The sequence below is a fragment of the Thermohalobaculum sediminis genome (assembly GCF_023487995.1).
GTDB lineage: Bacteria > Pseudomonadota > Alphaproteobacteria > Rhodobacterales > Rhodobacteraceae > Thermohalobaculum > Thermohalobaculum sediminis.
Window position 1 is genome coordinate 46827 of the sequence record NZ_JAMFKN010000006.1, and the last position, 25033, is coordinate 71859.

Consider the following 25033-nt stretch of genomic DNA (forward strand, 5'->3'; position numbering starts at 1 on the left):
ACCAGCGGCTCATCCTTGTCGCTCGCGCCCGGCTTCTGCGCGGCCCGAGGAGCGCTTGCCGCGGGGATGCCCCCGGGCTCGGTCGTCGTCGCGGCCGCCGTGGGCTGAGGGGGAGGCGAGGGCGCCGCGCCTGCCATGGGTGCTGCCGGCGCTGCGGAAGAGCCGTCCACCCGCGGCGCCGCGGGCGTCGAGCCACGCGGCTCGCCATCGGATGCGGCGGACGTGGAGCCCGACACCGGGCGGTCCGGGGCGGCAGCGGGCGCGCCCAGCATCGCCGCCGAAAGCATCGCGGGGCTTCCCATGCTGGCGCTGACGACACCCGGCGCCATGCGCGCCGGCGCCGATGCCGCCGGCGCACCGTTCGCTGCGGTGGCGCCGCCGGCCCGTGCGGCAGCCGCGGCTTGCGGCGCGGCCGGCGCGCCGCCCTTGACCTCGGGTCGTGCCCCCGTGCCCAGTTTCGCCGGTGTCGCCGTCCCCGGCGCGGCAGGCGGGCCGAGCTCGCGCGCGCCGGCGACGATCTGCTCGTGGTTCTTTGTGCGGCGGCGCAGCACCTCGTCCCGCGGGCCCAGGTCGACCTGCTGGCCCTTGTCGATGACAAGCAGCAGGTCGCAGGCGGCGATCGCGCTGGGGCGGTGGGCCATGACGATCACGCTGCAGCCGCGCGCCTTGGCCTCGCGGATCGAGGTGACCAGCGCCTGCTCGCCCTGCGCATCGAGATTGGCGTTCGGTTCGTCCAGGATCAGCACCGCCGGGTCGCCGTAGAAGGCGCGGGCCAGCGCGACCCTCTGGCGCTGCCCGCCCGAAAGCCGTTGGCCGCCCGCGCCGATCTCGGTGTCGTAGCCTTGCGTCAGCGCGAGCAGAAGCTCGTGCGCCCCCGCACGTCGCGCCGCCTCGATCACCGCGGCGTCGTCGGGCTGGGGTGAGAGGCGCGCGATATTCTGTGCAACGGTGCCGGGCAGCAGGCCGACCTCCTGCGGAAGATAGCCGATATGCCGGCCAAGATCGTCGGTGTTCCACTGGTCGAGCGCCGCGCCATCGATGCGAACCTTGCCGGCGGCCGCCGGCCAAACGCCTGCCAGCACCTTGGCCAGCGTCGTCTTGCCCGCGCCCGACGGGCCAATGACACCCAGCGCCTGGCCCGGCTGCAGCTTGAACGAGATGCCGCGCAGCACCGGCACGCTGTCGCCCGGGGCGACTACCGCGACGCCGTTCGCCTCGACATGACCCTTCGGTGCGGGAAGCTGCGTCTTCTGCGGCTCGACGGGCGATTTCTCCAGCAACTCGGCCAGTTGCCGCCAGCCCAGCAAGGCCCGCTGCGCCAGCGGCCACTGGCCGATCGCCTGGTCGATCGGCGCGAGCGCGCGGCCCATCAGGATCGAGGCGGCGATCATCATTCCGGGCGAGATCTGCTGCTCCAGCACCAGGAATGCGCCCACGGCGAGCATGACCGACTGCAGGTAGAACCGCAGCGTCTTGGCGGCCGTCGAGTAGCTGCCGGTGCGGTCCGAGGCGGTGATCTGCGCGCCCAGCGCCTCCTCGCGCAGCCCCTGCCAGCGCGAGAGCCCCGCGCGCGCCATGCCCAGACCCTGCACCGCCTCGGCGTTCTGCCGAAGCTGCTCGCCCAGCGCGTCGGCGGTGCTGCCGGTGATCTGGCTGCGCTCGTTCGAGGCGCGCGAGCGGATCTGGTTCATCGCGGTGAGCGAGATGAGGATCAGCCCGCCCGCCACCGCGGTCCAGCCAAGCAACGGGTGGAACAGGAAGATCGCGCCCAGGTAGATCGGGACCCATGGCACGTCGAACAGCGCGAACGGCGCTGGGCCCGACAGCAGTTGGCGCAGCGACTCGAGATCGCGCGCCGCCGTATTGGGGCGCGCGCGCTCCTGCGGCGCGACCGCGCGGCGCAGCGCGGCGGTGAAGACGCGCGCGTCGAAGCTCGATTGAAACGAGGCACCGACCCGCGCCAGCACCCGCCCGCGCAGGTAGTCGAGCACCCCCATGAAGCCGAACAGCACGGTGATCAGCACCACCAGCGCGACCAGCGTGGCCTCGGACCGGCTCGAAAGGACGCGGTCGTAGACCTGCAGCATGAACAGGGGGCCCGTCAGCATCAGCAGGTTCACGAATGCGCTGAACACGCCCACCGCAGCGAAATGTCCGCGAAACTGGCCCAGCGCCGCGTGCAGCTCGTCGCGCCCGCTCTTCTTCGTCACGTCCTGGCCCACCCACTCACGATCCGCCGCTCCGGCGCCCGGCGGATTGACGCAAATCCAGCCAGCAATGTTAACGCTTGCCGGGCAATCCGCAAAGCGCACCGTTCGCCGCGCCTGCGTGGCCGCGCTGCAACGGAATGCCGGCGGGCTGCGTTTGATGGTTTGGTGCGCCGGGCAGGGCCTGCTATCTGGCTTTGGCGGCGCGGCGCGCTGCAGATCGAATCGCGGAAGAGGATGAACAGATGATCGGACGTCGCGCCTTCCTGGGTCTTGCGGGAGCCTTCGGGCTCACGGCGGCAACCGCCGGCACGCTTGCCCCGACACCCGCCCTCGCGTTGGCCGAGGACGAGGCGCGCGCCGTCGTTCAGGCCGCGGTGGACGAGGTCCTGGCGCTGGTCAAGCGCGAGGCCACGGCCGAGGAGAAGGCCGCGGCGCTTCAGGCGATCATGGAGCGCTCGGCCGCGCTGCCCCAGATCGCGCGCTTCGCCGCAGGCCGCGTGTGGCGCGAGATGTCGGACGACCAGCAGGGCCGCTACGTCGCCGCCTTCAGCGCCTATATCGCCCGCATCTACGCGCGCCGCTTCCAGGAATATTCCGGCGAGACGGTCTCGCTCGCGCGCGCGATCGACGCGGGCAAGAAGGGCATCCTGGTGCAGAGCGCCGTCAGCCAGCCCGGCGGCGGCCAGCCCATCCCGGTCGACTGGCTCGTCTCGGATCGTGGCGGCGACGGGGCGCGCATCGTCGACATCGTCATCGAGGGCGTGTCGATGGCGACCACCCAGCGCGAGGAGATCGGCGCGATGTTCGACAGCCGCGGCGGCGATGTCGAGAAGCTGATCGAGGCGCTCGGCACCGCCTGATCCCGCTGCCCGCGCGGGCGTGGCGGGCACGGGTTGCCCGCCGCGCGGCAGTCTGGTGGCGGCAGGCGTCAAGGCCCGCCGCCAGCGCCCGGCGCCCGGCTCTCGAGGTATTTCCAGATTCCGCCCGCGCGCGCGACCTGCCGCCCGCCCGACCACAGCTCGCACTGCATGAAGGACAGGCCCCGCACCCGGCGCAACTGCTCGGCGCGGGCCATCAGCCGCTCGCCGCGCTTGGCGGCGGCGAGGAAATGGCAGTCCATATCGATCGTCGCGCAGGGATGCGCGCCTCCCGCCTCGAAGCTGGCCGTTCCCATCGCGACATCCGCGAGGAACAGGATCACGCCTCCATGGCAGACGCCGCCCACATTGATGTGGCGCGGCTCGATGTCGAGCGCGGCATGCCACACCCGCTCGCCCGCCCGCGCGATGCGCGCGGGCCCGACATGGGCGTTGAACCCCTCGCCGCGGATCACCCGCCACGGCAGGCTCTCGTCGAACTCCATGCACCCCTCCTGTCCGGCCGCTCCGGCCGAGCGCCTAGCACGATCCGCGCGGCAGGTCACCGGGTGATGCCCGCGAGCGGCTTGCGCCCGCCGCACCGGTCTGTGATGCTTGGCGCCGCATGTGTGCCGCAGGGCGGGGGCTACCTGTCGGCGCGTCGTGCCGCGGGGACCGGCGTAGATGGAAAAGAGCTTCTTCTGGTTCGTCTGGCGTTTTTCCAAGCGCGAGCAGATCTTCATTCTCGCGCTGACGGTGGCATCCTTCCCGCTGGTCTACCTCTCGCTCGAACTGCCGAAGATGATCGTGAACGACGCGATCAGCGGGCGCGATTTCCCGCGCGAGATCCTTGGGCTCGAGTTCGGCCAGATCCCCTATCTTCTCCTGCTTTGCGCCGCCTTTCTCGGCATGGTCGTGCTGATCAACGGCGTCAAATGGGTGATGAACATCGCCATCGGCATGACCGGCGAGAGGATGCTGCGCCGCCTGCGTTTCCAGCTCATCGAGCAGGTCATGCGCTATCCAATGTCGCGGATGCGCTCGACCAAGCCGGGCGAGGTCGTGCAGGCCCTGATGGGCGAGATCGAGCCGCTCGGTGGCTTCATCGGCGAGGTGATCGCGACGCCGGCCTTCCAGGGCGGGCTGCTCTGCGTCTACGTGTTCTTCATCTTCATGCAGGACCCGCTTCTCGGACTCGCCGCGATCTCGCTCTACCCGGTGCAGGCCTGGCTGATCCCGTGGATGCAGGCCAAGGTCGTGCGACTCAACAAGGAGCGCGCCGCCAACAACCGCACGCTCGCGGATACGCTGTCCGAGAGCGTGGGCCAGATGCCCGAGATCCAGACCAACGACACCGCGCGCTGGCACATGGCGCAGGTGGCGGGCAAGCTCTACCAGAACACGCTGATCCGGATGCAGATCTTCCGGCGCAAGTTCACCATCAAGTTCGTCAACAACTTCCTCAACCAGCTCACGCCCTTCTTCTTCTACTCGATCGGCGGCTACCTCGTGATCGAGGGCGAACTCGACTTCGGCGCGCTCGTCGCCGTGTTGGCGGCCTACAAGGACCTCGCCGGGCCGTGGAAGGAGGTGCTCGCCTATGTCCAGCGCTGGTCAGACTTCAACGGGCGCTATGGCTATGTCGTCGACAACTTCATGGGCGATGATGTCGGGCCGCCGGCGCGCGTCTGGGATGTGACCGGCCGGGGCCGACCGCTTGCCGGCGATCTCGCGCTCGACCACATCGACGGCGGGCCGGGCACCGGCGGGCTCCACGCCAGCGGTATCACGCTGCCGCGGGGGGCCAGCGTGGCAGTCGTCGGGGGCGAGCACGGGGCGCGCGAGGCGTTGCTGCGGATGATTTCGGGGCTCATGCTGCCCCATGCCGGGAACGTGCGGATCGGCGGCCAGGCGCTCGCCGATGCGACGCTGCCGCAGATCGGCCGCAGCCTCGCCTTCGTCGGCGCCGAGCCGGGCCTCGTGAACCGCTCGATGCGCGACAACCTGCTCTATGGCCTCTTCGCCTGTGCGCCCGAGCCGCCCGGCGCGGCCGAGGCCCAGATGATGCGCCGCGAGGCGCGCGCAACCGGCAACATCGAGGCCGATCCCGAGGGCGACTGGGTCGACTACGACGCCGCCGGCGTGCCCGACGCCGCTGCGCTCGAAGCCCGGCTGATCGACCTGACCGAAACCTTCGGCCTGGGGACCGAGCTCTATTCCGGCGCGCTCGAGGCGCGCATCCCGCCGGCCGAGGCCGCGGAATGGACCGCGCCGGTGCTGGCCGCCCGCGCACGTCTCGCCACCTCGGGGGCCGGGGCCGAACTGTCCGACCTGCTCGAGCCTTGGGACCGCGCCGCGTTCAATCGCAACGCCAGCGTGTTCGAGAACCTGCTGTTCGCCCTTCCCATCGACGCATGGGGCGACTCGGCCGACCTGATGCGCCGCGCCGATGTCGCCGAGCTTCTCGCCCGCACCGGAGGGATGGCCGAGCTCGAGGGGCTCGGCTGGCGCATCGCGTCGGAATTCGCCGAGCTGATCGAGGCGGTGACGCCGGACTCGACCGTGCTCGACGGCTTCCCGGGCTACTCCCGGGCCGAGGTGCTCGCGGCGGGCGAGCTGTTCGCGCGCCATCGCGGCGATCCGCCCGGCAAGCTGCCCGCGACGGCGCGCCAGACGCTCGCCGTGCTCGCCGCCCGCTTCGTGCCGCAGCGCGACCGGCTCGACGTGATCGACGACGAGACCCGCGCACGCGTCCTCGCGTGCCGCGCGCGCGTGCTAGACACCCTCGGCGACCGGCAGGACGTGGTGCGGTTCGACGAGGCGCGCTTCAGCCCCGCGCTTTCGGTGTCGCAGAACATCATCGGCGCCAAGCGGCGCTTCGACCGCAAGGCCCGCTGGCGCCAGCTCGATGTCGCGCTCGAGGAGGCGACCCGCGCGGCGGGCCTGCGCGACGCGCTGATGCGCCTCGGCCTCGACGCGCCGGTGGGCTCCGGCGGGTCCGGGCTCACCGCCAATGCGCGCCGGCGCGTCGGGCTGATCCGCGCCGTGATCAAGCGGCCCCGGCTGGTGATCCTCGACGGCGTCGCCGGCAGCGCCAGCGCGGCCGATGCCGAGCTGCGCGCCGCGATGCGCGCCGAGCTTCCCGACGCGACGTTGGTGTGGGCCGCCGATTCCGAGGCCGCCGCCGCCGACGCCGACCGCATCCTTGCCGTGGCAGACGACGGCGGTGTCCGCCTGTTCGAGCCCGCGGGGGAACGCGATGCCGTCCAGCCCGGTTCCATAACCGGGGGCGGCGTGCCGGTCGCCCCGCCGGACGGTGACGACGCATCGTCCGAAGCCACACGCCCAATCGACCGGAGAGCAGGCGAATGAGTGTCAACGAAGCCGTGACCGCCCTGCGCGATGCAGCGCCGTTCCGCCGCATCGACGAGCGCCGCCTCAAGATCATCGCGATGATGGGCGAGACCCTGAGCTACGCCCCCGGCGAGCGGCTGTTCGAGCGCGGCGAGCCCGGCGACGCGGCGTTCGTGGTGATCCAGGGCGCCGTCGATGTCCTGCTCGGCAAGCCCGGCCAGGAAACCGTGGTGGCGACGCTGGGCAAGGGCGAGATCTTCGGCGAGATCGCCGCGCTCTGCGACCAGACCCGGACCACCGCCATCGCGGCGCGCGGCGCGCTCAGCGTGCTGCGGCTCGAGAAGAGCGCGCTGAAGAACCTGATCCACGAATTCCCGGATCTCGCCTTCGAGTTCCTGCGCGTCATCGCCACGCGGCTCGAGGCGACGAACGCCCAGCTTAGCCAGGCCCGCGCAAAGCTGTCGGCACTCGGCGCCTGAGCGCGCCCCTCAGTGCCATACCGCGCCGGGCGCGGCGGGTTCGGGCGCGTTCCGTCCCGACATCATGGCCGAAAGCCGCCGCATCTCGGTCACGTCGTCGGGCAGGGCATGCCACAAGGTCGGGTGCAGCTCCTGGTTCAGCACGATGCCGACATCCGGCCACTCCGGCTCGGTCAGCAGCCGCGCCCAGTCGAGCGAGCCCCAGCCGAGCGGCAGGTGCAGGTCCCCCGAGCCGTAGGCCATCTGCTCGGTCGGGAGCGCGAGATCGAGGTCGTGCTCGACGCCGAAGCAGTCGTTGAGGTGGATGTGATGCACAAGCGGCGCCAGGGCGTGGATCTCGTCCATCAACTCGACACTGTGGCGCTGGCACTGCAGCGCGGCATGCGCAAAGTCGATGGTCGCGCGCACCGCCGGGTGATCGACCGCCGCAAGCTCGCGCGCCAGCCGCGACGGCAGGGCGGTCTCGCGCCCGTCGAAGCTCCACACCGTCTCGACGCAGATCTCGACGTCACGCGCGGCGGCGAAGTCCCCCAGCCGCGCCAGGCTGTCGCGCTGGCGGGCATAGGCGGCCTCGAGCGTCTGCTCGTCGCCGCTCTCGGCCATGCCGCAATGCAGCACCATCCGCCGCGCGCCGAGGCGGGCGGAGACCTCGATATTGGCCCGCGCCACCGCCTCGTGCCGGTCCAGCCGGCCGGCTGCGTCCATCAGGTTGATCGACAGCATCGCATGGCTGCTGACCGCGAGCCGGCGCCCCGCGAAGGTCCGCGCAAAGCGCGACAGCGCCCGCTCGATCGGCCGCGCGCCGGCGATCAGCCGCGTGCAGAACAGCGGCACCTCGACCGAGTCGACGCCCAGCATCTCGGCCTCGTCGAGCCAGGGGGTGGGATCGGAAAGTTCGAAGCTCGCTGGCCACAAGGTGTAGCCGACCCGGTAATTCCTGTGCCCGCTGCGGACTGACACGTCTCAAATATCCTTCGGTTTCTTGCGACGCTCCGGTGCGGCTTCGCGGATCCAATGCCGCGCCGCATGCCAACGCCGTTCCCCGAGAATACATAGGACTGCATGCCGGCAGGCGGTCAACCTCCAAGATCACTGAAGGTTGAGTTGCCTCTCGTTGCGGCGCCTTGGTGGCGTGCCGCCGCGGTCGTACGCGCGCCTCTTGACCCTCCAGCTGCTGGAAGGATTATCTGCATGCCCAGGCGACCGGCGGCCTCGACGGCGCATCGGTCCACGTCACACCCACGCCACGCAGGACAGCATGAACATCCTCGCCTCGACCGACGAACCGGCCGTCATCCGCGACCCCGTCTGCGGCATGACCGTGGATCCCGACGCCGGCAAGCCCGCGCATGAGCACGATGGGCGGGTCTTCCATTTCTGCAACCCCCGCTGCAAGGAGCGCTTCGCCGCCGCGCCCGGGGACTATGTGACCGCGACCGACCCGGTCTGCGGCATGAATGTCGATCGCGCCTCGGCCCGCCACATGGCCAAGCACGCGGGCGAGCGGTTCTATTTCTGCTCGGCCCGCTGCGTCGAGAAGTTCGAGGCCGCGCCCGACGACTATCTCGGCGACCGCCCGGCGCCGGAGCCGATGCCCGAGGGCACCGTCTACACCTGCCCGATGCACCCCGAGATCGAACAGGTTGGCCCCGGCGACTGCCCGATCTGCGGCATGGCGCTCGAACCCATGGGCGTGCCCGCGGGCGATGAGGGGCCCAATCCCGAACTCGTCGATTTCCGCCGCCGCTTCGCGGTTGGCGCCGTGCTTACGCTGCCGGTGCTCGTGCTGGCCATGGGGCCGATGCTGGGCCTGCCGGTCCGCGATCTGCTGGGGGCACGGCTCGCGCAGTGGCTCGAACTCGTCCTCGCGACGCCGGTGATCCTCTGGTCGGGCTGGCCGTTCCTGCTGCGCGGCGCGCGGTCGTTTCGCACCTGGAACCTGAACATGTTCAGCCTGATCGCACTCGGCGTCGCGGCCGCATGGGCCTTCAGCCTCGTTGCCGTGCTCGCGCCCGGCATCTTCCCCGCAGGATTCCGCGACGCCGAGGGCCATGTCGGCGTCTATTTCGAAGCCGGCGCGGTGATCGTCGTGCTGGTCCTGCTGGGCCAGATCCTCGAATTGCGCGCGCGCGAGCGCACCGGTGCCGCGATCCGCGCGATGATGGACCTCGCCGCCAAGACCGCCCGCGTGATCCGCGAGGACGGCCGCGAGGAGGAGATCCCCCTCGCCGAGGTCAAGGTCGGCGACCGGATCCGCGTGCGTCCGGGCGAGAAGGTGCCCGTCGACGGCGAGGTGGTCGAGGGCCGATCCTCGGTCGACGAGTCGATGCTCACGGGCGAGCCCGTGCCGGTCGAGAAGGTCGCGGGCGATGCCGTGACCGGCGCCACGATCAACGGCACCGGCTCGCTGGTCATGGAAGCGCGGCGCGTGGGCAAGGACACCATGCTCGCCCAGATCGTCGAGATGGTGGCAAGCGCCCAGCGCTCGCGCGCGCCGATCCAGAAGGTGGCGGACGCGGTGGCGGGCAAGTTCGTGCCTGCAGTGATCGCGGTGGCGGTGCTCGCCTTCATCGGCTGGGCCGCCTTCGGGCCGCCGCCCGCCTATGCCTATGCGCTGGTCGCGGCGGTCGCCGTGCTGATCATCGCCTGCCCCTGCGCGTTGGGGCTGGCCACGCCGATGTCGATCATGACCGCCACGGGGCGCGGCGCGCAGGCGGGCGTCCTGATCAAGAACGCCGAGGCGCTGGAACGCTTCGCCGCCGTCGACACGCTGATCGTGGACAAGACCGGCACGCTGACGCAGGGCAAGCCCTCGCTGACCGCCGTGCTGCCCGCAGGGGGCCATGACGAGGACGAGGTGCTGCGCCTCGCCGCGAGCCTCGAGCGGGGTTCCGAGCACCCGCTGGCCGAGGCGATCGTCGCGGGCGCCGAGGCGCGCGGCGTCACGCTCGGCCGGGCCGAGGATTTCGAGGCGGTGACCGGCAAGGGCGTCACCGGCCGGGTCGATGGCCGCGCGGTCGCGCTGGGCAATGCCGCGCTGCTGGACGATCTCGGCATCGAGCCGGGCGAGGCGGGGGCGCAGGCCGACGCGCGGCGCGACGAGGGCGAGACGGTGATGTTCGTCGTTCTCGACGGCCGCGTCGCAGGACTCGTCAGCGTGGCCGATCCGGTCAAGCAGACGACGCCCGAGGCGCTCGAGGCGCTGCACGCGCTGGGGCTTAGGATCATCATGGCGACCGGCGACAACGAGCGCACCGCGCGCGCCGTGGCCGGGCGGCTCGGCATCGACGAGATCCGCGCCGAGGTGCTGCCCGCCGACAAGGCCCGCATCATCCGCGAGCTTCAAGCAGAGGGGCGCAAGGTCGCAATGGCGGGCGACGGCGTGAACGACGCGCCCGCGCTCGCGCAGGCCGATGTCGGCATCGCCATGGGCACTGGCGCCGATGTCGCGATCGAGAGCGCGGGGCTCACGCTGGTCAAGGGCGATCTCAACGGGATCGTCCGCGCCCGCAGGCTCGCGCAGGCGACGATGCGCAACATCCGGCAGAATCTGTTCTTCGCGCTGGTCTACAACGCCGCCGGCGTGCCGGTGGCCGCGGGCGTGCTGTATCCGGTCTTCGGTTTCCTGGTCTCGCCGATGGTCGCGGCGGCGGCGATGAGCCTCTCCTCGGTCTCGGTCATCACGAACGCCCTGCGGCTCGGCCGCATCCGGCTCTGACGAAGGATTGATTGAAATGCCAATGAACTTCCGTGTCTCACATCCGCAGGGGTCCGCCGCGGCGCTTGCCCTCATCCTCGCGCTCGGCGCGCTTCCCGGCATTGCAGCGGCGCAGCGCGTCGAGGTGATGAAGTCGCCGACCTGCGGCTGCTGCGAGGGCTGGGCGAGCCACATGCAGGCCGAGGGCTTCGACGTGGCGGTCACAGACACGCCCGACGACGCGCTCGCCGCCGCGAAGGCGCGCCTCGGGATCACGCCCGAGACCGCCTCGTGCCACACCGCGACGGTCGAGGGCTATGTGATTGAGGGCCATGTCCCGGCCGAGGACGTCCGCCGCCTGCTGGCCGAGCAGCCCGAGGCGATCGGCCTCAGCGCGCCCGGCATGCCGCTCGGCTCGCCAGGCATGGAGATGGGTGGCGCGGCCGAGCGCTATGACGTCCTCCTGCTGCGTCGCGACGGCACCACCGAGCACTTCGCGAGCCACGGGGCCGACTGAGGTCCTCGGCCGAGGCCCCGTCAGCGGTCGCGCGGCGGCAGGGCGGGGCCCCACAGGCTGGCCGCCGGGGGCGGGGGCCGCGACATGCCCGAATGCCCCGCGCCCTTGCCATGCCGCGTGCAACGCGGTCTTGACGAGGCGATGGCCGGGCGGCCCAGCGCGCCGGGGCTCAGGCCCGAAGCCTCGGCGCCTGCGGCGCGGCCGGGTCCGCGGCCCGGGCGATGTGATGCTCGATCCAGAGCGTTGCCTCCTCGCCGGCCATCGGGCGGCCGATAGCGTAGCCCTGCAGCTTGCCGCAGCCCATCGCGGTGAGCAGTTCGCGCTCGGCGCCAGTCTCGACCCCCTCGGCGATCGAATCGATGCCCAGCGCCGCCGCGAGGCTCAGCATCGCCCCGGTCAGCTTCTGCTGCTCGGGCCGCTCGTGCAGCTTCATCACGAAGCTCCGGTCGATTTTGATCCCGTCGACATGGATGCGGTGCAGGTTTGAGATGGAAGCATGCCCGGTTCCGAAATCGTCGAGCTCGACCCGGAACCCCGCAGCCGAAAGCTGCGCGAGCACCCCGATTACGGGGTCGTCCTGGCTTTCGATCATCGCCGATTCCAGCAGCTCGACCGAGACCTCCCCCGGCGCGATCCCGGCGCGGTCGGCGTCGAACTGCAACGTGTCGACAAAGCCCTCGACCCGCAGCTCGGCGGCGGTGAAGTTCAGCCCGATCCGCGGCACGCCAAGCGCTCGCGCCTTCCACCGCGCAAGCTGGCGGAAGGATTTCGCGCGCATCACCGCGCCGATCTGCGCGCCGAGTCCCGCCTCTGCCGCGATCTCGAGGAACTGCCACGGCGCCAGCACGCCGCGCTCGGGGTGGCGCCAGCGCACCAGCGCCTCGAAGCCGGTGATCTCACCCGTCGCTGCGTCGATCTGCGGCTGGAAGAAGGGCTCGATCTGGTCGCGCGCCAGCGCCTGGCGCAATTCCTCGGCGGTCTCGCGCCGCCGCCGCAGCCGGTCGCCGAGGTCGGTCGTGTAGAGCGAGAGCCGGCCCCGACCCAGACGGCTCGCCTCGCCCAGCGCGCGCTCGGCCTTGGTCATCAGTTCGGTCACCGGCGCCTCAGGCGCCTCGACGGCCACGCCGACCGAGGCGGTGACCCGCAGAACATGCCCCTCGATCGCCGTGCGCGCGGCGATCAGCGCCTGCACGGACTGCGCCAGCTCGAGCACTTCCTCGACGTCCGAGCGACCGATGATCAGCAGCATGAAGTCGTCGGCGCCGCTGCGCACCGCCATGTCGCCAGCGCCGCAGGCCCCGCGCAGCGTCTCGGCGACATGGCCGAGGAAGCGGTCTGCCACGTCGCGCCCATAGGTCTCGTTCACCGTGCGGAAGCCGTCGAGATCGAGATGCAGCAGCGCGAGCGGCTGCGCCGCCGTCTCGGACCGCCGCCGCAGCCCCGCCACGTGCTCCGCCAGCTTGCGCCGTGTCGGCAGCCCGGTCACCGGGTCGTAGAGCGCCGCCTCGCCCAGATAGCCGGCCGCGTCGATGCGTCCGCCCAGCGGGGCCGGCAGCATCACGGCGGGCAGGGCGTCGGGGGGCGAGCGCGGCGGTGGCCGCCTGCGCGGCCAGCCCGAGCCCGAGGCCCAGCATCAGCGCCGCGAGCCCCAGCGCCACCGCCCAGCCCCCGGCGCCTCCCGCCGCCAGTGGCCCGGTCATCGACGCCGCGCCAAGGCCGAGCCCCGCGAGGCAGCCTGCCGCCGCGCCGCGCAGCCCGCCGGCATGCCAGGATGCTGAGTGCGCCGGTCTCGGCGGCATCGGGTCCTCCGCGAGGTCGTCCGGGCTGGGGCGCCCGCGACCTGCCTAGCGCGGCAGACCTTTCGCATCGGTGAACGTGGTCGCCTGCATCCGGCGCTCCCAGGCCAGCGCGTCGTGCACGATCCGGTCGAGGTCGTCATGCGCCGGCCGCCAGCCCAGCTCCTCGCGGATCCGCTCCGCATCGGCCACCACCACAGCCACGTCGCCCGGCCGCCGCGGCCCCTCGGTGACCGCAATCGGCCGCCCGGCGGCGCGCCCCACGGCTTCGACCACCTCGCGGACCGAATGGCCGCGCCCGTAGCCGCAGTTGAGCGTGAGGCTCGCGCCCCCGGCCCGCAGGTGGTCCAGCGCCGCGAGATGCGCGGCGATCAGGTCGCTCACGTGGATGTAGTCGCGCAGGCAGGTTCCGTCCGGCGTGGGATAATCGGTGCCGAAAATTGCGATCCCCTCGCGCTGGCCGGTTGCCGCCTCGCAGGCCACCTTGATCAGGTGCGTGGCCCGCGGCGTCGCCTGTCCCGCGCGCCCAGCGGGGTCGGCGCCCGCGACGTTGAAATAGCGCAGGCACACATGCGGCAGGCCATAGGCCGCGTCCGCATCGCGCAGCATCACTTCGGTCATCAGCTTCGACCAGCCGTAGGGGCTCTCGGGCCGGGTCGGGGCGTCCTCGCGGATCGGCTTGCCCTCGCCCGCGCCATAGACGGCGGCGGTCGACGAGAAGATGAACCCACCGATCCCCGACGCCACCGCCGCCGAGATCAACGCATGCGACGCCAGCGTGTTGTTGGCGTAGTAGGCTAGCGGGTCGGCCACCGAGTCGGGCACGACGATCGAGCCCGCGAAATGCGCGATCTCGCGCACGCCGTGGCGCGCGATTACCGCGTCCACGAGCCCCCGGTCGGCGACCGAGCCCACGACCAGCGGCACATCTTCCGGCACCGCCTCGCGCCGCCCGGTGGCAAGGTTGTCCAGCACCACGACCGCCTCGCCGCGATCGCGCAGCGCCAGCACCATGTGGCTGCCGATGTAGCCCGCGCCACCCGTTACCAGAACCGCCATCCCCGACCCCCGCGACACGCCGCACGCACTCTGAATTGATTAGCCCGCGCCGCCTTCGCCATCAACCGGCAGGCGAGGGCGCGGCGTCGCGGCACGGCGCTTGCATCGCTTCGCGCGTTCACAGGCCGCAAGGAGACGCCGATGCCGACCGCCGCCGCCCTTCCGCCCCGCGCCGCGGGTGCCGGCGCACCCCTCGCGGGCCACCCCCGGCAGCCGCGGGCGCTGGGCGCCGTCCGCGTGGGCGTGCGCGCGGGCGAGGTCGCCGGGGCCGCCGCGCGGCTTGCCGATCTCTACCAGCAGGGGTCGGCGCGCTGCCTCCTGCCTGCCGGCGAGCCTGCGGCGACCGCGGTGCTCATCAACACCGCCGGCGGCATCACCGGCGGCGACCGCTTCGCATGGCAGGCGCATGCCGGATCGGGGGCAGGGCTGGTCCTCGCCACCCAGACCGCCGAGCGCGCCTACCGCGCCCAGCCGGGCGAAACCGGGCGGGTCGAGACCCGCCTGACGCTCGGCCCCGGTGCATGGCTCGACTGGCTGGCGCAGGAGACGATCCTGTTCGACGGCGCGGCGCTCGATCGCCGCCTGACCGTCGAGATGGCCGTCGACGCCCGGCTCCTCGTGGTCGAGCCCGTCGTGCTCGGGCGCGCGGCGATGGGCGAGACGGTCGCGCAGGCGCGCTTCACGGACCGGTGGGAGATCCGCCGCGAGGGCCGACTGATCCGCGCCGAGGCCACGCGCCTCGACGGTCCCGTGGCCAGGATCGCCGCACGGCCCGCGGTGCTGGACGGGATGCGCGCCTTCGCCACGATCCTCTATGCGGGGCCCGATGCTGAGCAGAAACTCGGCATCGCTCGCGCTCTTCTGCCCAAAGATCGTGCAGCTGCCTCCTTTTTGCGCGGGACATTGTCGATCAGGCTTGCCGCGCCCGATGGCGCGCGCCTACGGTCCGCGCTGAGTCATTTCCTGACCGGGTTTCGCGCGCACCCGCTGCCGCGCGTCTGGACGATGTGAGGAGGCACCCGCGATGATGCTGACCCCCCGCGAGAAGGACAAGCTCCTGGTCTCGATGGCCGCCGAGGTGGCCCGCCGCCGCCTCGCCCGCGGCGTCCGGCTCAACCACCCCGAGGCCATCGCGCTGATCACCGACTTCGTGGTCGAGGGGGCGCGCGACGGCCGCGCCGTGGCGGAGCTGATGTCGGCCGGCGCCCATGTCGTCACCCGCGCGCAGGTGATGGAGGGCGTGGCCGAGATGATCCCCGAGGTGCAGGTCGAGGCCACCTTTCCCGACGGCACCAAGCTCGTCACCGTCCATCATCCGATCCGCTGACCGAAAGGCACGCCATGAAGCGTCTCGCAGCCGTCCTCGCCCTTGTCCCATCGGCCGCCCTCGCCGATGGCGGCGCGGCGGGCCACGTCCACCCCCACGGCCTCGAGGGCCTGCTGATCGCAGCCGTCCTGATCGCTGGCGCGCTGTGGGCTGCGCGGAGCCTGCGCAAGTGATCCCCGGCCAGATCTTCCCCGCCGAGGGCGATATCGTCCTGAACGACGGCCGCGAGGCGATCACCCTCACCGTCGCCAACACCGGCGACCGCCCGGTGCAGGTGGGCTCGCACTACCACTTCGCCGAGACGAACGCGGCGCTCGCCTTCGACCGCGAGGCGGCGCGGGGGATGCGGTTGGACATCGCCGCGGGAACCGCGGTGCGCTTCGAGCCGGGGCAAGAACGCGAGGTGCGGCTGGTGCCCTATGCCGGCGCGCGCCGGGTGTATGGGTTCAACCAGGCGGTGATGGGGGTGCTGTGATCCGCGCGAGCACCTGCACGAGGCGAGTGGTTCCATGCCCCTGACCCTCCAGGGCTCCTGCCGCTGCGGCGCCGTGCGGTTCTCGGTCGCGAGCCACACGCCGCAGCCCTATCAACGCTGCTACTGCACCATCTGCCGCAAGACCGCGGGGGGCGGCGGCTATGCCATCAACATCATGGGCGTTGCCGCGACGCTGAAGGTCGAGGGGAGCGAGGCGACCGCCATCTATCGCGCCGAGATCCGCGACGAGGCGGGCCGTTGCGAGGTGAGCGAGGGCGAGCGCCATTTCTGCACGCTATGCGCCACCGCGCTGTGGGTCTGGGATCCGAACTGGCCGGACCTCGTCCACCCCTTTGCCTCGGCCATCGACACCGACCTCCCCGTGCCGCCGTCGCGCGTCCATCTGATGATCGCCTTCAGGGCGCCCTGGGTCGAGCCACAGGTCGGCCCAGACGACCTCTGCTTCGACCTCTACCCCGCACAGTCGATCGAGGACTGGCACCGCACGCGCGGGCTATGGATCGAGTGACCGCGAGCACGGGGAGCGTTGTGAATGCCATGTCGAAAAACGATATAAATCATATGGTTAAAACAGATTTCACGCGTGGTGAACCGTCGCGCCGCACCGCCTCGATGTCAGGAGAGGACTGAGCCCATGCCCACCCCGATCTCCCGCCAGTCCTACGCCGCCATGTTCGGCCCCACCACCGGCGACCGGGTGCGCCTTGCCGACACCGAGTTGGTCATCGAGGTCGAGCGCGACCTGACCACCTATGGCGAGGAGGTCAAGTTCGGTGGCGGCAAGGTCATCCGCGACGGCATGGGCCAGAGCCAGGTCACGCGGGCCGAGGGCGCGGTCGACACCGTCATCACCAACGCGCTGATCCTCGACCACACGGGCATCTACAAGGCCGATGTGGGGCTCAGGGACGGGCGCATCGCCGCCATCGGCAAGGCCGGCAACCCCGATACTCAGCCGGGCGTGACCATCGTCATCGGCCCCGGCACCGAGATCATCGCCGGCGAGGGCCGCATCCTCACCGCGGGTGGCTTCGACAGCCACATCCATTTCATCTGCCCCCAGCAGATCGAGGATGCGCTTCATTCTGGCATCACCACCATGCTGGGCGGCGGCACCGGCCCTGCGCATGGCACGCTCGCCACCACCTGCACGCCGGGGCCGTGGCATATCGGGCGGATGCTGATGGCGGCCGACGCCTTCCCCATCAACCTCGCCTTCGCGGGGAAGGGCAATGCCTCGCTGCCCGGGGCGATCGAGGAGCAGGTGAGGGCCGGCGCCTGCGCGCTGAAACTGCACGAGGACTGGGGCACCACGCCCGCCGCCATCGACTGCTGCCTGTCGGTCGCCGATGCGCTCGATGTTCAGGTGATGATCCACACCGACACGCTCAACGAATCGGGCTTCGTCGAGACCACGATGCGGGCGCTCAAGGGCCGCACCATCCACGCATTCCACACCGAAGGTGCGGGCGGCGGGCACGCGCCCGACATCATCCGGGTCTGCGGCCTGCCGAACGTGATCCCGTCCTCGACGAACCCTACGCGCCCCTTCACGGTCAATACCGTGGACGAGCACCTCGACATGCTGATGGTCTGCCATCACTTGTCGAAGTCGATCCCCGAGGACGTGGCCTTCGCCGAGAGCCGCATCCGGCGCGAGACCATCGCCGCCGAGGACATCCTGCACGACATGGGCGCCTTCTCGATCATCGCCTCGGACAGCCAGGCGATGGGGCGGGTGGGCGAGGTCATCATCCGCACCTGGCAGACCGCGCACAAGATGAAGGTTCAGCGCGGGCGGCTTGCGGACGAGGCGGGCGGAAACGACAATCTCCGCGCCCGTCGCTACGTCGCGAAATACACCATCAACCCCGCCATCGCGCACGGCATCGCGCACGAGATCGGCTCAGTCGAGGTCGGCAAGCGCGCCGATCTGGTGCTGTGGTCGCCCGCCTTCTTCGGCGTGAAGCCCGAGATGGTGCTGGTCGGCGGCACCATCGCCTGCGCCCAGATGGGCGACCCCAACGCCTCGATCCCGACGCCGCAGCCGGTCTTTACGCGGCCGATGTTCGGGGCCTATGGCCGCTCGCGCGAGGCGTCGTCCGTCACCTTCGTCAGCGAGGCCGCGCTGGCCGAGGGGGTGGGCGCGCGCCTCGGCCTCGCCAAAGAGACGCTGGCGGTCAGGGGTACGCGAAGCATCGGCAAGGCCGACATGACCCTCAACGACGCAACGCCCGAGATCGAGGTCCACCCGGAAACCTACGAGGTCCGCGCGAACGGCGAGTTGTTGACCTGCGAGCCGGCGGCCAGCCTGCCGATGGCGCAGCGGTATTTCCTGTTCTGATGCGCGCGACCCGCCTCACCCCCGCCGCCGTCGCGCCGACCGCAAGCGTGACGCTCTCGCATGACGAGCGCTACCGCCGCCGCGGCCTCCTGACCACCGATCAGGGCGAGGAGGTCCTGCTCGACCTGCCCGAGGCGACCGAGCTTCCGGATGGCGGGGCGCTGGTGCTGGAGGACGGCCGCCACGTCCTGATCCGCGCCGCACCCGAGGTGCTGTGCGAGGTTCGCGGCACCGACCCGCACCACCTGCTGCGGCTCTGCTGGCATCTCGGCAATCGCCACCTGCCCGTTGCGGTCGGCACGGACAGGTTGCTGATCCGCCACGACCACGTGATCGAGGACATGCTGACCCGCCTCGGCGCCACGGTCCGGCCGGTGACCGAGCCGTTCCACCCCGAGGGCGGCGCCTATGGTCATGGCCGAACCCATGGCCACAGCCATGCTCACGACCCCCATGCCGACCCGAACGCGCATATCCCGCACCGGCACGGGCATGGGCATGACCACGGCCACGACCATGAGTGACGCGCTGCTGACGCTCGCGGCCTGGCTCAGCCCGTCCTACCCGGTCGGCGCCTTCAGCTATTCGCACGGGTTCGAGACCGCGATTGCCGACGGCGCGATCCGCGATGCAGCGACCCTGGAGGGCTGGGTTGCCGACACGCTCGAGCACGGGGCGGGGCGGACGGACGCGATCCTGCTCGTGCACGCCTTCCGGGCGCCGGGTGACGAGGATCTGGCCGACCTCGCCCGCGCGCTTGCCCCCTCGGCCGAGCGGCTGATGGAGACCGAGGCGCAGGGCGCGGCCTTCGCCGCAACAACAGCCGCCGCCTGGGGCCCGCCGATGGCGCCCGCGCCCTATCCTGTTGCGGTGGGTCGGGCCGCGTCGGCGCATGGCCTGCCGCTCGGCGACACGGCGGCGCTCTATCTCCACGCCTTCGCTGCCAATCTTGTCTCGGCCGGCGTGCGGCTGATCCCGCTCGGGCAGACCGCGGGGCAGGGGATCGTCGCGCGCCTTGGGCCGCTCGTTCGCGCGGTCGCGGCCGAGGCGGTCGCGGCGCCGCTCGACGACATCGGCTCGGCCTTGATCCTCGGCGACATCGCCGCCATGCGCCATGAAACCCAAGCTGTGAGGCTTTTTCGCTCATGACCTCCCCCCACGGCCCCCTGCGCGTCGGCATCGGCGGCCCGGTCGGCGCCGGCAAGACGACGCTGACCGACCGGCTGTGCAAGCATCTGCGCGACCGCTACTCGCTCGCCGCCATCACCAACGACATCTACACGCGCGAGGATGCCGAGTTCCTGATGCGCTCGCAGGCGCTGCCGCTCGACCGGATCGTGGGCGTCGAGACCGGCGGCTGCCCGCACACCGCGATCCGCGAGGATGCCTCGATCAACCTCGCGGCGGTGGCGGACCTGCGGGCGCGCCACCCCGATCTCGACCTCGTGCTGATCGAGTCGGGCGGCGACAACCTCGCCGCCACCTTCAGCCCCGAGCTTGCCGACCTCACGATCTACGTGATCGACGTCGCGGCGGGCGAGGAGATCCCGAGAAAAGGCGGGCCCGGCATCACCCGGTCCGACCTGCTGGTCATCAACAAGACCGACCTCGCCCCCCATGTAGGCGCCTCGCTCGAGGTGATGGAGCGCGATGCGGCGCGGATGCGCGGCGCGCGCCCCTTGCTGTTCACGCGGCTCAGGGCTGGCGAGGGCGTGGCCGAGATCGCATCGTTCATCGAGCGGATGGGAGGGCTTGGCGCCGTTGGGGCGACCTGAGGCCCCCCGAACGGCTTGCCGCGCGTGTCTTGCGCGCGGCAAGCGCAGGGACTCGGTCGCGGCGCTTGCGCCGCGACGCCGCCGACCTACAGCGCCGCGAGGAAATCCGTGATCAGCCGCCCCAGCTCCTCGGGCTGTTCGGCCTGCGGGATGTGGCCCGCGCCGCGCAGCAGGTGGAAGCGCCCGCCCGGGATCATCTCGACCGTCTCGCGCACCAGGTCGGGCGGGGTTGCGTCGTCCTCGATGCCGCCCACGCCCATGCAAGGCAGCTTGAGGCGCGGCGTGCTCTCGCGCAGGTCGCAATCGCGGATCGCCTCCATCGTCCCGAGATAGCCCTCTGCCGGCGTGCGGGTCACCATGTTGTGCCACAGCGCGATGCGTTCGGGGTCGTCGCGGAGCGATTTCTTCGTGAACCAGCGGGTCATGGTGGCGTCGGCCACGGCCTCCATTCCCCCCGCCTCGACCGCGGCGATGCGGCCGTTCCAGATGTCGTCGGTCCCGATCTTCGCGGCGGTGTCGCACAGGATCAGTGCGCGCACGAGGTCGGGGCGTTCCGCCGCCAGCCCCTGCGCGATCAGCCCGCCGACCGACAGGCCGCAGACGACCGCGGCATTGACGCCCAGCCGGTCGAGCAGCGAGGCAAGGTCGGCAACGTGATCGCCCATGCTCCATGGCCGCGGCGGGCAGGCGGAAAGCCCGTGGCCGCGCTTGTCGTAGCGGATGACGCGCCAGCCCGCGGGCAGGTGGGGCATGAGCGGCTCCCAAGCCCTGAGGTCCGTTCCCAGCGAGTTCGAGAACACCAGCGCCGGCACCTCCCGGGGCCCCTCGTCGCGGAAGTGGATCAGAACCCCGTTCGCCGTCAGTGCGCGCATCGTCATCCTCCCTGGTCGCGCGCCATCCGAGCAGATCGCGCGCCCCGTGAAAAGCCCGCTCAGCGCACCGGCGCAGTGGCGCCGGGGTCCTTCACCACCTCCATCGCCACGTAGGTCGAGGTGTGCGCGACATGCGGAAGGCCCGAGATCTTCTCGCCCAGCACCCGGCGATAGGCGGCGATCGACGCGGTGCGGACCTTCAGCAGGTAGTCGAAGCCGCCCGCGATCATGTGGCATTCCTCGATCTCGGGCATCCGCCGGGCGGCCGCGTTGAAGGCATCGAGCGCAGCCGCCTTGGTGTCGTTGAGCTTGACCTCGACGAAGGCGACATGCCCGAGGCCCAGCCGCTCGGGATCGATCACCGCGCGATAGCCCAGGATGACGCCCTGAGCCTCGAGCCGGCGCATCCGGTTGTGGCAGGGGGTCTTGGAGATCCCGACCCGCTCGGCCAGTTCGGTGACGGTCAGTCGGCCGTTGGCCGCAAGCTCCGTCAGGATACGCCGGTCAATCGGGTCGATTTCACCGCTGGCTGGCGCCTCGGCTACCGGAGTGGCCGGGTTTTGGCGAATCATTGGTCGAATCTCCCTTTCGCTTCGCATAATCGGACGGAACGTCCGGGGCGCCAATGCTATCCTGCGCCCGACCGCGAGACCGGCCCCGCGGGGGGCCGCAAGGAGAGAGCCATGTCCAGCATCGACCGCGACCTCGACGCCATCCGCTCGGCCATGCGCGCCGATATCCTGCCGGACGAAGGGGCCGTGATCCGCCGGCTGATCGCGACCGCGGCGCTGTCACCCGGGGATCGCGCCACGATTTCGGCCACGGCGGCGGGGCTGGTGCGGCAGGTGCGGGCGGCCTCCGACCCCGGGCTGATGCAGAGCTTCCTCGCGGAATACGGCCTCTCGACGCGCGAGGGCGTGGCACTGATGTGTCTGGCCGAGGCGCTGCTGCGCGTGCCCGATGCCGAAACCATCGACGCGCTGATCGAGGACAAGATCGCGCCGTCGGACTGGGGCGTGCATCTGGGGCATTCCTCGTCGTCGCTGGTCAATGCCTCGACCTGGGCGCTGATGCTGACGGGCCGCGTTCTCGGCGAGGAGGAGGGCGGCATCGCCGGCATCCTGCAGGGCGCGGTGCGGCGTCTGGGCGAGCCGGTGATCCGTGTCGCCGTGGGCCAGGCGATGAAGGAGATGGGCCGCCAGTTCGTGCTGGGCCGCGACATCGCCGAGGCCATGAAGCGCGCCTCGGCCATGGAGGCGAAGGGCTACACCTATTCCTACGACATGCTGGGCGAGGCGGCGCGCACCGACCGCGACGCGCGCGCCTATCACCTGAGCTATTCCCGCGCCATCTCGGCCATCGCGCCAGCCTGCACCTCGGATGACATCCGGGCGAATCCCGGCATCTCGGTCAAGCTCTCCGCACTGCATCCGCGCTACGAGATGGCGCAGCGCGGCCGGGTGATGGAGGAACTGGTCAGCCGCACGCGGGCGCTGGCGCTGCTGGCGCGCTCGGCCAACATGGGGCTCAATATCGACGCCGAGGAGGCCGACCGGCTCGACCTCTCGCTCGACGTGATCGAGGCGGTGCTGGCCGACCCGGCGCTGAAGGGGTGGGACGGCTTCGGCGTCGTGGTGCAGGCCTACGGGCCGCGCGCGGGCCATGTGATCGACTGGCTGCACGCGCTGGCGACGCGGCTCGACCGGCGGATCATGGTGCGGCTTGTCAAGGGCGCCTACTGGGACGCCGAGATCAAGCGCGCGCAGGTGCTGGGGCTCGACGGCTTCCCGGTGTTCACGCGCAAGGTCTCGACGGATGTCAGCTACCTCGCCTGCGCGCGGAAACTGCTGGGCATGACCGAGCGGATCTATCCGCAGTTCGCGACCCACAACGCGCACACGGTCGCGGCCATCCTGCACATGGCGGGCGAGAGGCCCTTCGAGTTCCAGCGCCTGCACGGCATGGGCGAGGTGCTGCACGAGGCGGTGAAGGGCAAGCACGCCAAGCGCTGTCGCATCTATGCGCCGGTGGGCGCGCATCGCGACCTCTTGGCCTATCTGGTGCGCCGGCTGCTCGAGAACGGCGCGAACTCGTCCTTCGTCAACCAGATCGTGGACCAAAGCGTCAGCCCCGAGGAGATCGCCCGCGATCCCATCGCGGTGGCCGAGGGGCTGGCCGAGGCCACCAATCCCGCCATCGCCCGGCCGCCCGTGCTCTACGGCGCCGGGCGGCGCAACGCCAAGGGTTGGGACCTGACAGACCCGCTGGAACTCACCCGGATCGAGGCCGCGCGCGCGCCCTTCCGCAGCCATGTATGGGAGGCCCGCCCGATCCTCGCGGGGCCGGTGGGCGGCGCGCCCGAACGCCTGGCGATGAACCCCGCGAACCTCGCTGAGCCGGTGGGACGGGTGGTCGAGGCCACGCCCGCCGATGTCGAGACCGCGCTCGCCTCGGCGGGCGAGGGTTTTGGCGAATGGTCGGCGCGGGACGCGGCCTCGCGCGCGACTGCGCTCCGCCGGGCTGCCGATCTCTACGAGGCACACGCGGCGGAACTGTTCGCGCTAGCGGCGCGCGAGGCGGGCAAGACCCTGCCCGACTGCGTGGCCGAAGTGCGCGAGGCGGTCGATTTCCTACGCTTCTACGCCGCCGAGGCCGAGCGGCTGGAGGGGCAGGGGCTCGCGCCTCGCGGGGTATTCGCCTGCATCAGCCCGTGGAACTTCCCGCTCGCGATCTTCACCGGGCAGATCGCGGCGGCGCTGGCGGCAGGGAACGCGGTGATCGCGAAGCCCGCCGAGCAGACGCCGCTGATCGCCGCGCGCGCGGTCGGGCTGATGCACGAGGCGGGGGTGCCGGTCTCCGCCCTGCAATTGCTGCCCGGCGACGGGCCGACGGTGGGCGGGCGGCTCGCGGCCGATCCGCGCATAGCGGGGGTGTGCTTCACCGGCTCGACCGAGACCGCCAAGCGCATCGACCGGGCGATGGCCGACCACCTCGCCCCCGACGCCGTGTTGATCGCCGAGACGGGTGGGCTGAACGCGATGATCGTCGATTCGACCGCGCTGCCGGAACAGGCGGTGCGCGACATCATCGCCTCGGCGTTCCAGAGCGCGGGGCAGCGCTGCTCGGCGCTCAGGTGCCTCTATCTGCAGGAGGACATCGCGCCACGGGTGCTCGAGATGCTGACGGGCGCGATGGACGAGCTGCGCCTCGGCGATCCGTGGCAGCTGGCGAGCGATGTGGGGCCGGTGATCGACGCGGAAGCGAAGGCCGGCATCGATGCCCATGTCGCCGCCGCGCAGGCGGCCGGGCGCCTCGTCAAGGCGCTGGGCGTGCCGCGGGACGGGACATTTGTCGCGCCGGCAGTGATCCGGGTCGCGGGGATCGCGGATCTCGAGCGCGAGATCTTCGGACCGGTGCTGCATGTCGCGACCTTCCGCGCGACCGACATCGACCGCGTGATCGACGACATCAACGCGACCGGCTACGGCCTGACCTTCGGATTGCACACCCGGATCGACGATCGGGTGCAGCATGTGGTGGACCGCATCCGGGCGGGCAACATGTACGTCAACCGCAACCAGATCGGAGCGATCGTGGGCTCGCAGCCCTTCGGCGGCGAGGGTCTGTCGGGAACCGGGCCCAAGGCGGGCGGGCCGCATTACGTTGCCCGCTTCATGCGGGCGGCGGGTGCCGGAGGCGGGGCATCGAGCCCCGCCTCCGGCGTCGGCGGCGCTGCCGCCGAGGGCGCACCGCTCGATCCGCGGCGCGTGGAGGCGGCGCTTGCCCGGCTTGCCATTCCGCGCGCGGCGGGCGAGGCGGAGAGCCTTCCCGGACCGACCGGCGAGTCGAACCGGCTCTCTCTCCACCCGCGCGGGCGGGTGCTGTGCCTCGGGCCGGACCTCGCCTCGGCCGAGGCGCAGGCCGCGCGCGCGGCGGCGACGGGGAATGTGGCGCTGATCGTCTGCCCCGGTGCGGTGCAGAAACCCGATGGGCCCGCGGCAATCGACGGCCGGCTCGATCCCGGGGCGCTCGCGACACTGCGTGGCTTCGACGCTGTGGCGAGCGATGCACGCGGCGAGGCGCTGGCGGCGATCCGCCGCGCCCTTTCTGCGCGCGAGGGGCCGATCCTGGCGCCCTTGAGCTCGGGCGATGCGCCGGCGCGCTACCAGGTCGAGCGGCATGTCTGCGTCGACACGACCGCGGCAGGGGGCAATGCCTCGCTGATGGCAGAGGCAGGCACGGCGTGAGCG

Annotated in this window: 21 protein-coding genes and 1 pseudogene; 15 read left to right on the plus strand and 7 right to left on the minus strand. The window is 71.4% G+C overall.

The genetic code is table 11. The features are described from left to right. Positions 1-485 precede the first annotated feature (485 nt). Positions 486-2222: pseudogene (locus tag M1105_RS13135) on the minus strand (type I secretion system permease/ATPase); the annotation flags it as partial. Between the two features lie 230 nt (positions 2223-2452). On the opposite strand from M1105_RS13135, the gene M1105_RS13140 reads away from it, so the two are divergent. Then, positions 2453-3070, plus strand: coding sequence for an MlaC/ttg2D family ABC transporter substrate-binding protein (locus M1105_RS13140; RefSeq protein ID WP_249580832.1), 618 nt, complete (start codon positions 2453-2455; stop codon positions 3068-3070). A gap of 68 nt (positions 3071-3138) precedes the next feature. On the opposite strand, the gene M1105_RS13145 is transcribed toward M1105_RS13140, so the two are convergent. After that, positions 3139-3573 (minus strand): PaaI family thioesterase, encoded by a 435-nt coding sequence (locus M1105_RS13145; RefSeq protein ID WP_249580833.1) that lies wholly within the window; start codon positions 3571-3573, stop codon positions 3139-3141. A gap of 178 nt (positions 3574-3751) precedes the next feature. On the opposite strand from M1105_RS13145, the gene M1105_RS13150 reads away from it, so the two are divergent. Then, positions 3752-6439 (plus strand): ABC transporter transmembrane domain-containing protein, encoded by a 2688-nt coding sequence (locus tag M1105_RS13150; RefSeq protein WP_249580834.1) that lies wholly within the window; start codon positions 3752-3754, stop codon positions 6437-6439. Beyond that, on the plus strand, positions 6436-6900 hold the full coding sequence (locus M1105_RS13155; protein WP_249580835.1) for a cyclic nucleotide-binding domain-containing protein: 465 nt from the start codon (positions 6436-6438) through the stop codon (positions 6898-6900). Before M1105_RS13150 ends, M1105_RS13155 begins: the two co-directional genes overlap by 4 nt. 9 nt (positions 6901-6909) lie before the next feature. Here the strand turns inward: M1105_RS13155 and M1105_RS13160 are convergent, their stop codons facing one another. Beyond that, entirely contained in the window at positions 6910-7860 is a 951-nt protein-coding gene (locus M1105_RS13160; protein ID WP_249580836.1) for a sugar phosphate isomerase/epimerase family protein, read from the minus strand. 298 nt (positions 7861-8158) lie between these two features. Here M1105_RS13160 and M1105_RS13165 point away from each other — a divergent pair, with 298 nt between their 5' ends. Together M1105_RS13165 and M1105_RS13170 are read left to right on the plus strand one after the other, a co-directional pair. Beyond that, positions 8159-10618: a heavy metal translocating P-type ATPase gene (locus M1105_RS13165; protein WP_249580837.1), complete on the plus strand. Its 2460-nt coding sequence runs from the start codon at positions 8159-8161 to the stop codon at positions 10616-10618. A 22-nt stretch (positions 10619-10640) separates the two neighbouring features. Further along, positions 10641-11114 (plus strand): DUF411 domain-containing protein, encoded by a 474-nt coding sequence (locus M1105_RS13170; protein ID WP_249580838.1) that lies wholly within the window; start codon positions 10641-10643, stop codon positions 11112-11114. A 169-nt stretch (positions 11115-11283) separates the two neighbouring features. Here M1105_RS13170 and M1105_RS13175 read toward each other — a convergent pair whose 3' ends face one another. Beyond that, on the minus strand, positions 11284-12672 hold the full coding sequence (locus M1105_RS13175; RefSeq protein WP_249581027.1) for a putative bifunctional diguanylate cyclase/phosphodiesterase: 1389 nt from the start codon (positions 12670-12672) through the stop codon (positions 11284-11286). A 286-nt stretch (positions 12673-12958) separates the two neighbouring features. Further along, positions 12959-13969, minus strand: coding sequence for a UDP-glucose 4-epimerase GalE (galE, locus tag M1105_RS13180; protein WP_249580839.1), 1011 nt, complete (start codon positions 13967-13969; stop codon positions 12959-12961). Positions 13970-14110: 141 nt separating this feature from the next. Between galE and M1105_RS13185 the strand changes: the two genes are divergently transcribed. The 9 genes from M1105_RS13185 (at position 14111) to ureG (ending at position 19911) form a co-directional block, all read left to right on the plus strand. Beyond that, positions 14111-14980: an urease accessory protein UreD gene (locus M1105_RS13185; protein WP_249580840.1), complete on the plus strand. Its 870-nt coding sequence runs from the start codon at positions 14111-14113 to the stop codon at positions 14978-14980. A gap of 13 nt (positions 14981-14993) precedes the next feature. Beyond that, positions 14994-15296 carry an urease subunit gamma gene (locus M1105_RS13190; protein WP_249580841.1) on the plus strand — a complete coding sequence of 101 codons (303 nt, stop codon included), beginning with the start codon at positions 14994-14996 and terminating at the stop codon, positions 15294-15296. Between the two features lie 14 nt (positions 15297-15310). Further along, positions 15311-15469, plus strand: a complete 159-nt coding sequence (locus M1105_RS13195) for a hypothetical protein (RefSeq protein ID WP_249580842.1) — start codon at positions 15311-15313, stop codon at positions 15467-15469. Further along, entirely contained in the window at positions 15466-15771 is a 306-nt protein-coding gene (locus M1105_RS13200; protein WP_249580843.1) for an urease subunit beta, read from the plus strand. The genes M1105_RS13195 and M1105_RS13200 overlap by 4 nt, the downstream gene beginning before the upstream one ends. A 34-nt stretch (positions 15772-15805) precedes the next feature. Further along, positions 15806-16300, plus strand: coding sequence for a GFA family protein (locus M1105_RS13205; RefSeq protein WP_249580844.1), 495 nt, complete (start codon positions 15806-15808; stop codon positions 16298-16300). 126 nt (positions 16301-16426) lie between these two features. After that, on the plus strand, positions 16427-18136 hold the full coding sequence (ureC, locus tag M1105_RS13210) for an urease subunit alpha (RefSeq protein ID WP_249580845.1): 1710 nt from the start codon (positions 16427-16429) through the stop codon (positions 18134-18136). After that, entirely contained in the window at positions 18136-18660 is a 525-nt protein-coding gene (locus M1105_RS13215) for an urease accessory protein UreE (RefSeq protein WP_249580846.1), read from the plus strand. Before ureC ends, M1105_RS13215 begins: the two co-directional genes overlap by 1 nt. After that, on the plus strand, positions 18653-19285 hold the full coding sequence (locus M1105_RS13220) for an urease accessory protein UreF (RefSeq protein WP_249581028.1): 633 nt from the start codon (positions 18653-18655) through the stop codon (positions 19283-19285). The genes M1105_RS13215 and M1105_RS13220 overlap by 8 nt, the downstream gene beginning before the upstream one ends. Then, the gene (ureG, locus tag M1105_RS13225) at positions 19282-19911 is read left to right on the plus strand and encodes an urease accessory protein UreG (protein WP_249580847.1); all 630 of its coding nucleotides are present in this window, start codon (positions 19282-19284) and stop codon (positions 19909-19911) included. The genes M1105_RS13220 and ureG overlap by 4 nt, the downstream gene beginning before the upstream one ends. 86 nt (positions 19912-19997) lie before the next feature. On the opposite strand, the gene pcaD is transcribed toward ureG, so the two are convergent. Further along, positions 19998-20783, minus strand: a complete 786-nt coding sequence (pcaD, locus tag M1105_RS13230) for a 3-oxoadipate enol-lactonase (RefSeq protein WP_249580848.1) — start codon at positions 20781-20783, stop codon at positions 19998-20000. Between the two features lie 59 nt (positions 20784-20842). After that, the gene (locus tag M1105_RS13235; protein WP_249580849.1) at positions 20843-21355 is read right to left on the minus strand and encodes an Lrp/AsnC family transcriptional regulator; all 513 of its coding nucleotides are present in this window, start codon (positions 21353-21355) and stop codon (positions 20843-20845) included. A 111-nt stretch (positions 21356-21466) separates the two neighbouring features. Here M1105_RS13235 and putA point away from each other — a divergent pair, with 111 nt between their 5' ends. Beyond that, complete coding sequence (gene putA, locus M1105_RS13240; RefSeq protein WP_264759629.1) at positions 21467-25030, plus strand: bifunctional proline dehydrogenase/L-glutamate gamma-semialdehyde dehydrogenase PutA; 3564 nt, start codon at positions 21467-21469, stop codon at positions 25028-25030. Positions 25031-25033 lie beyond the last annotated feature (3 nt).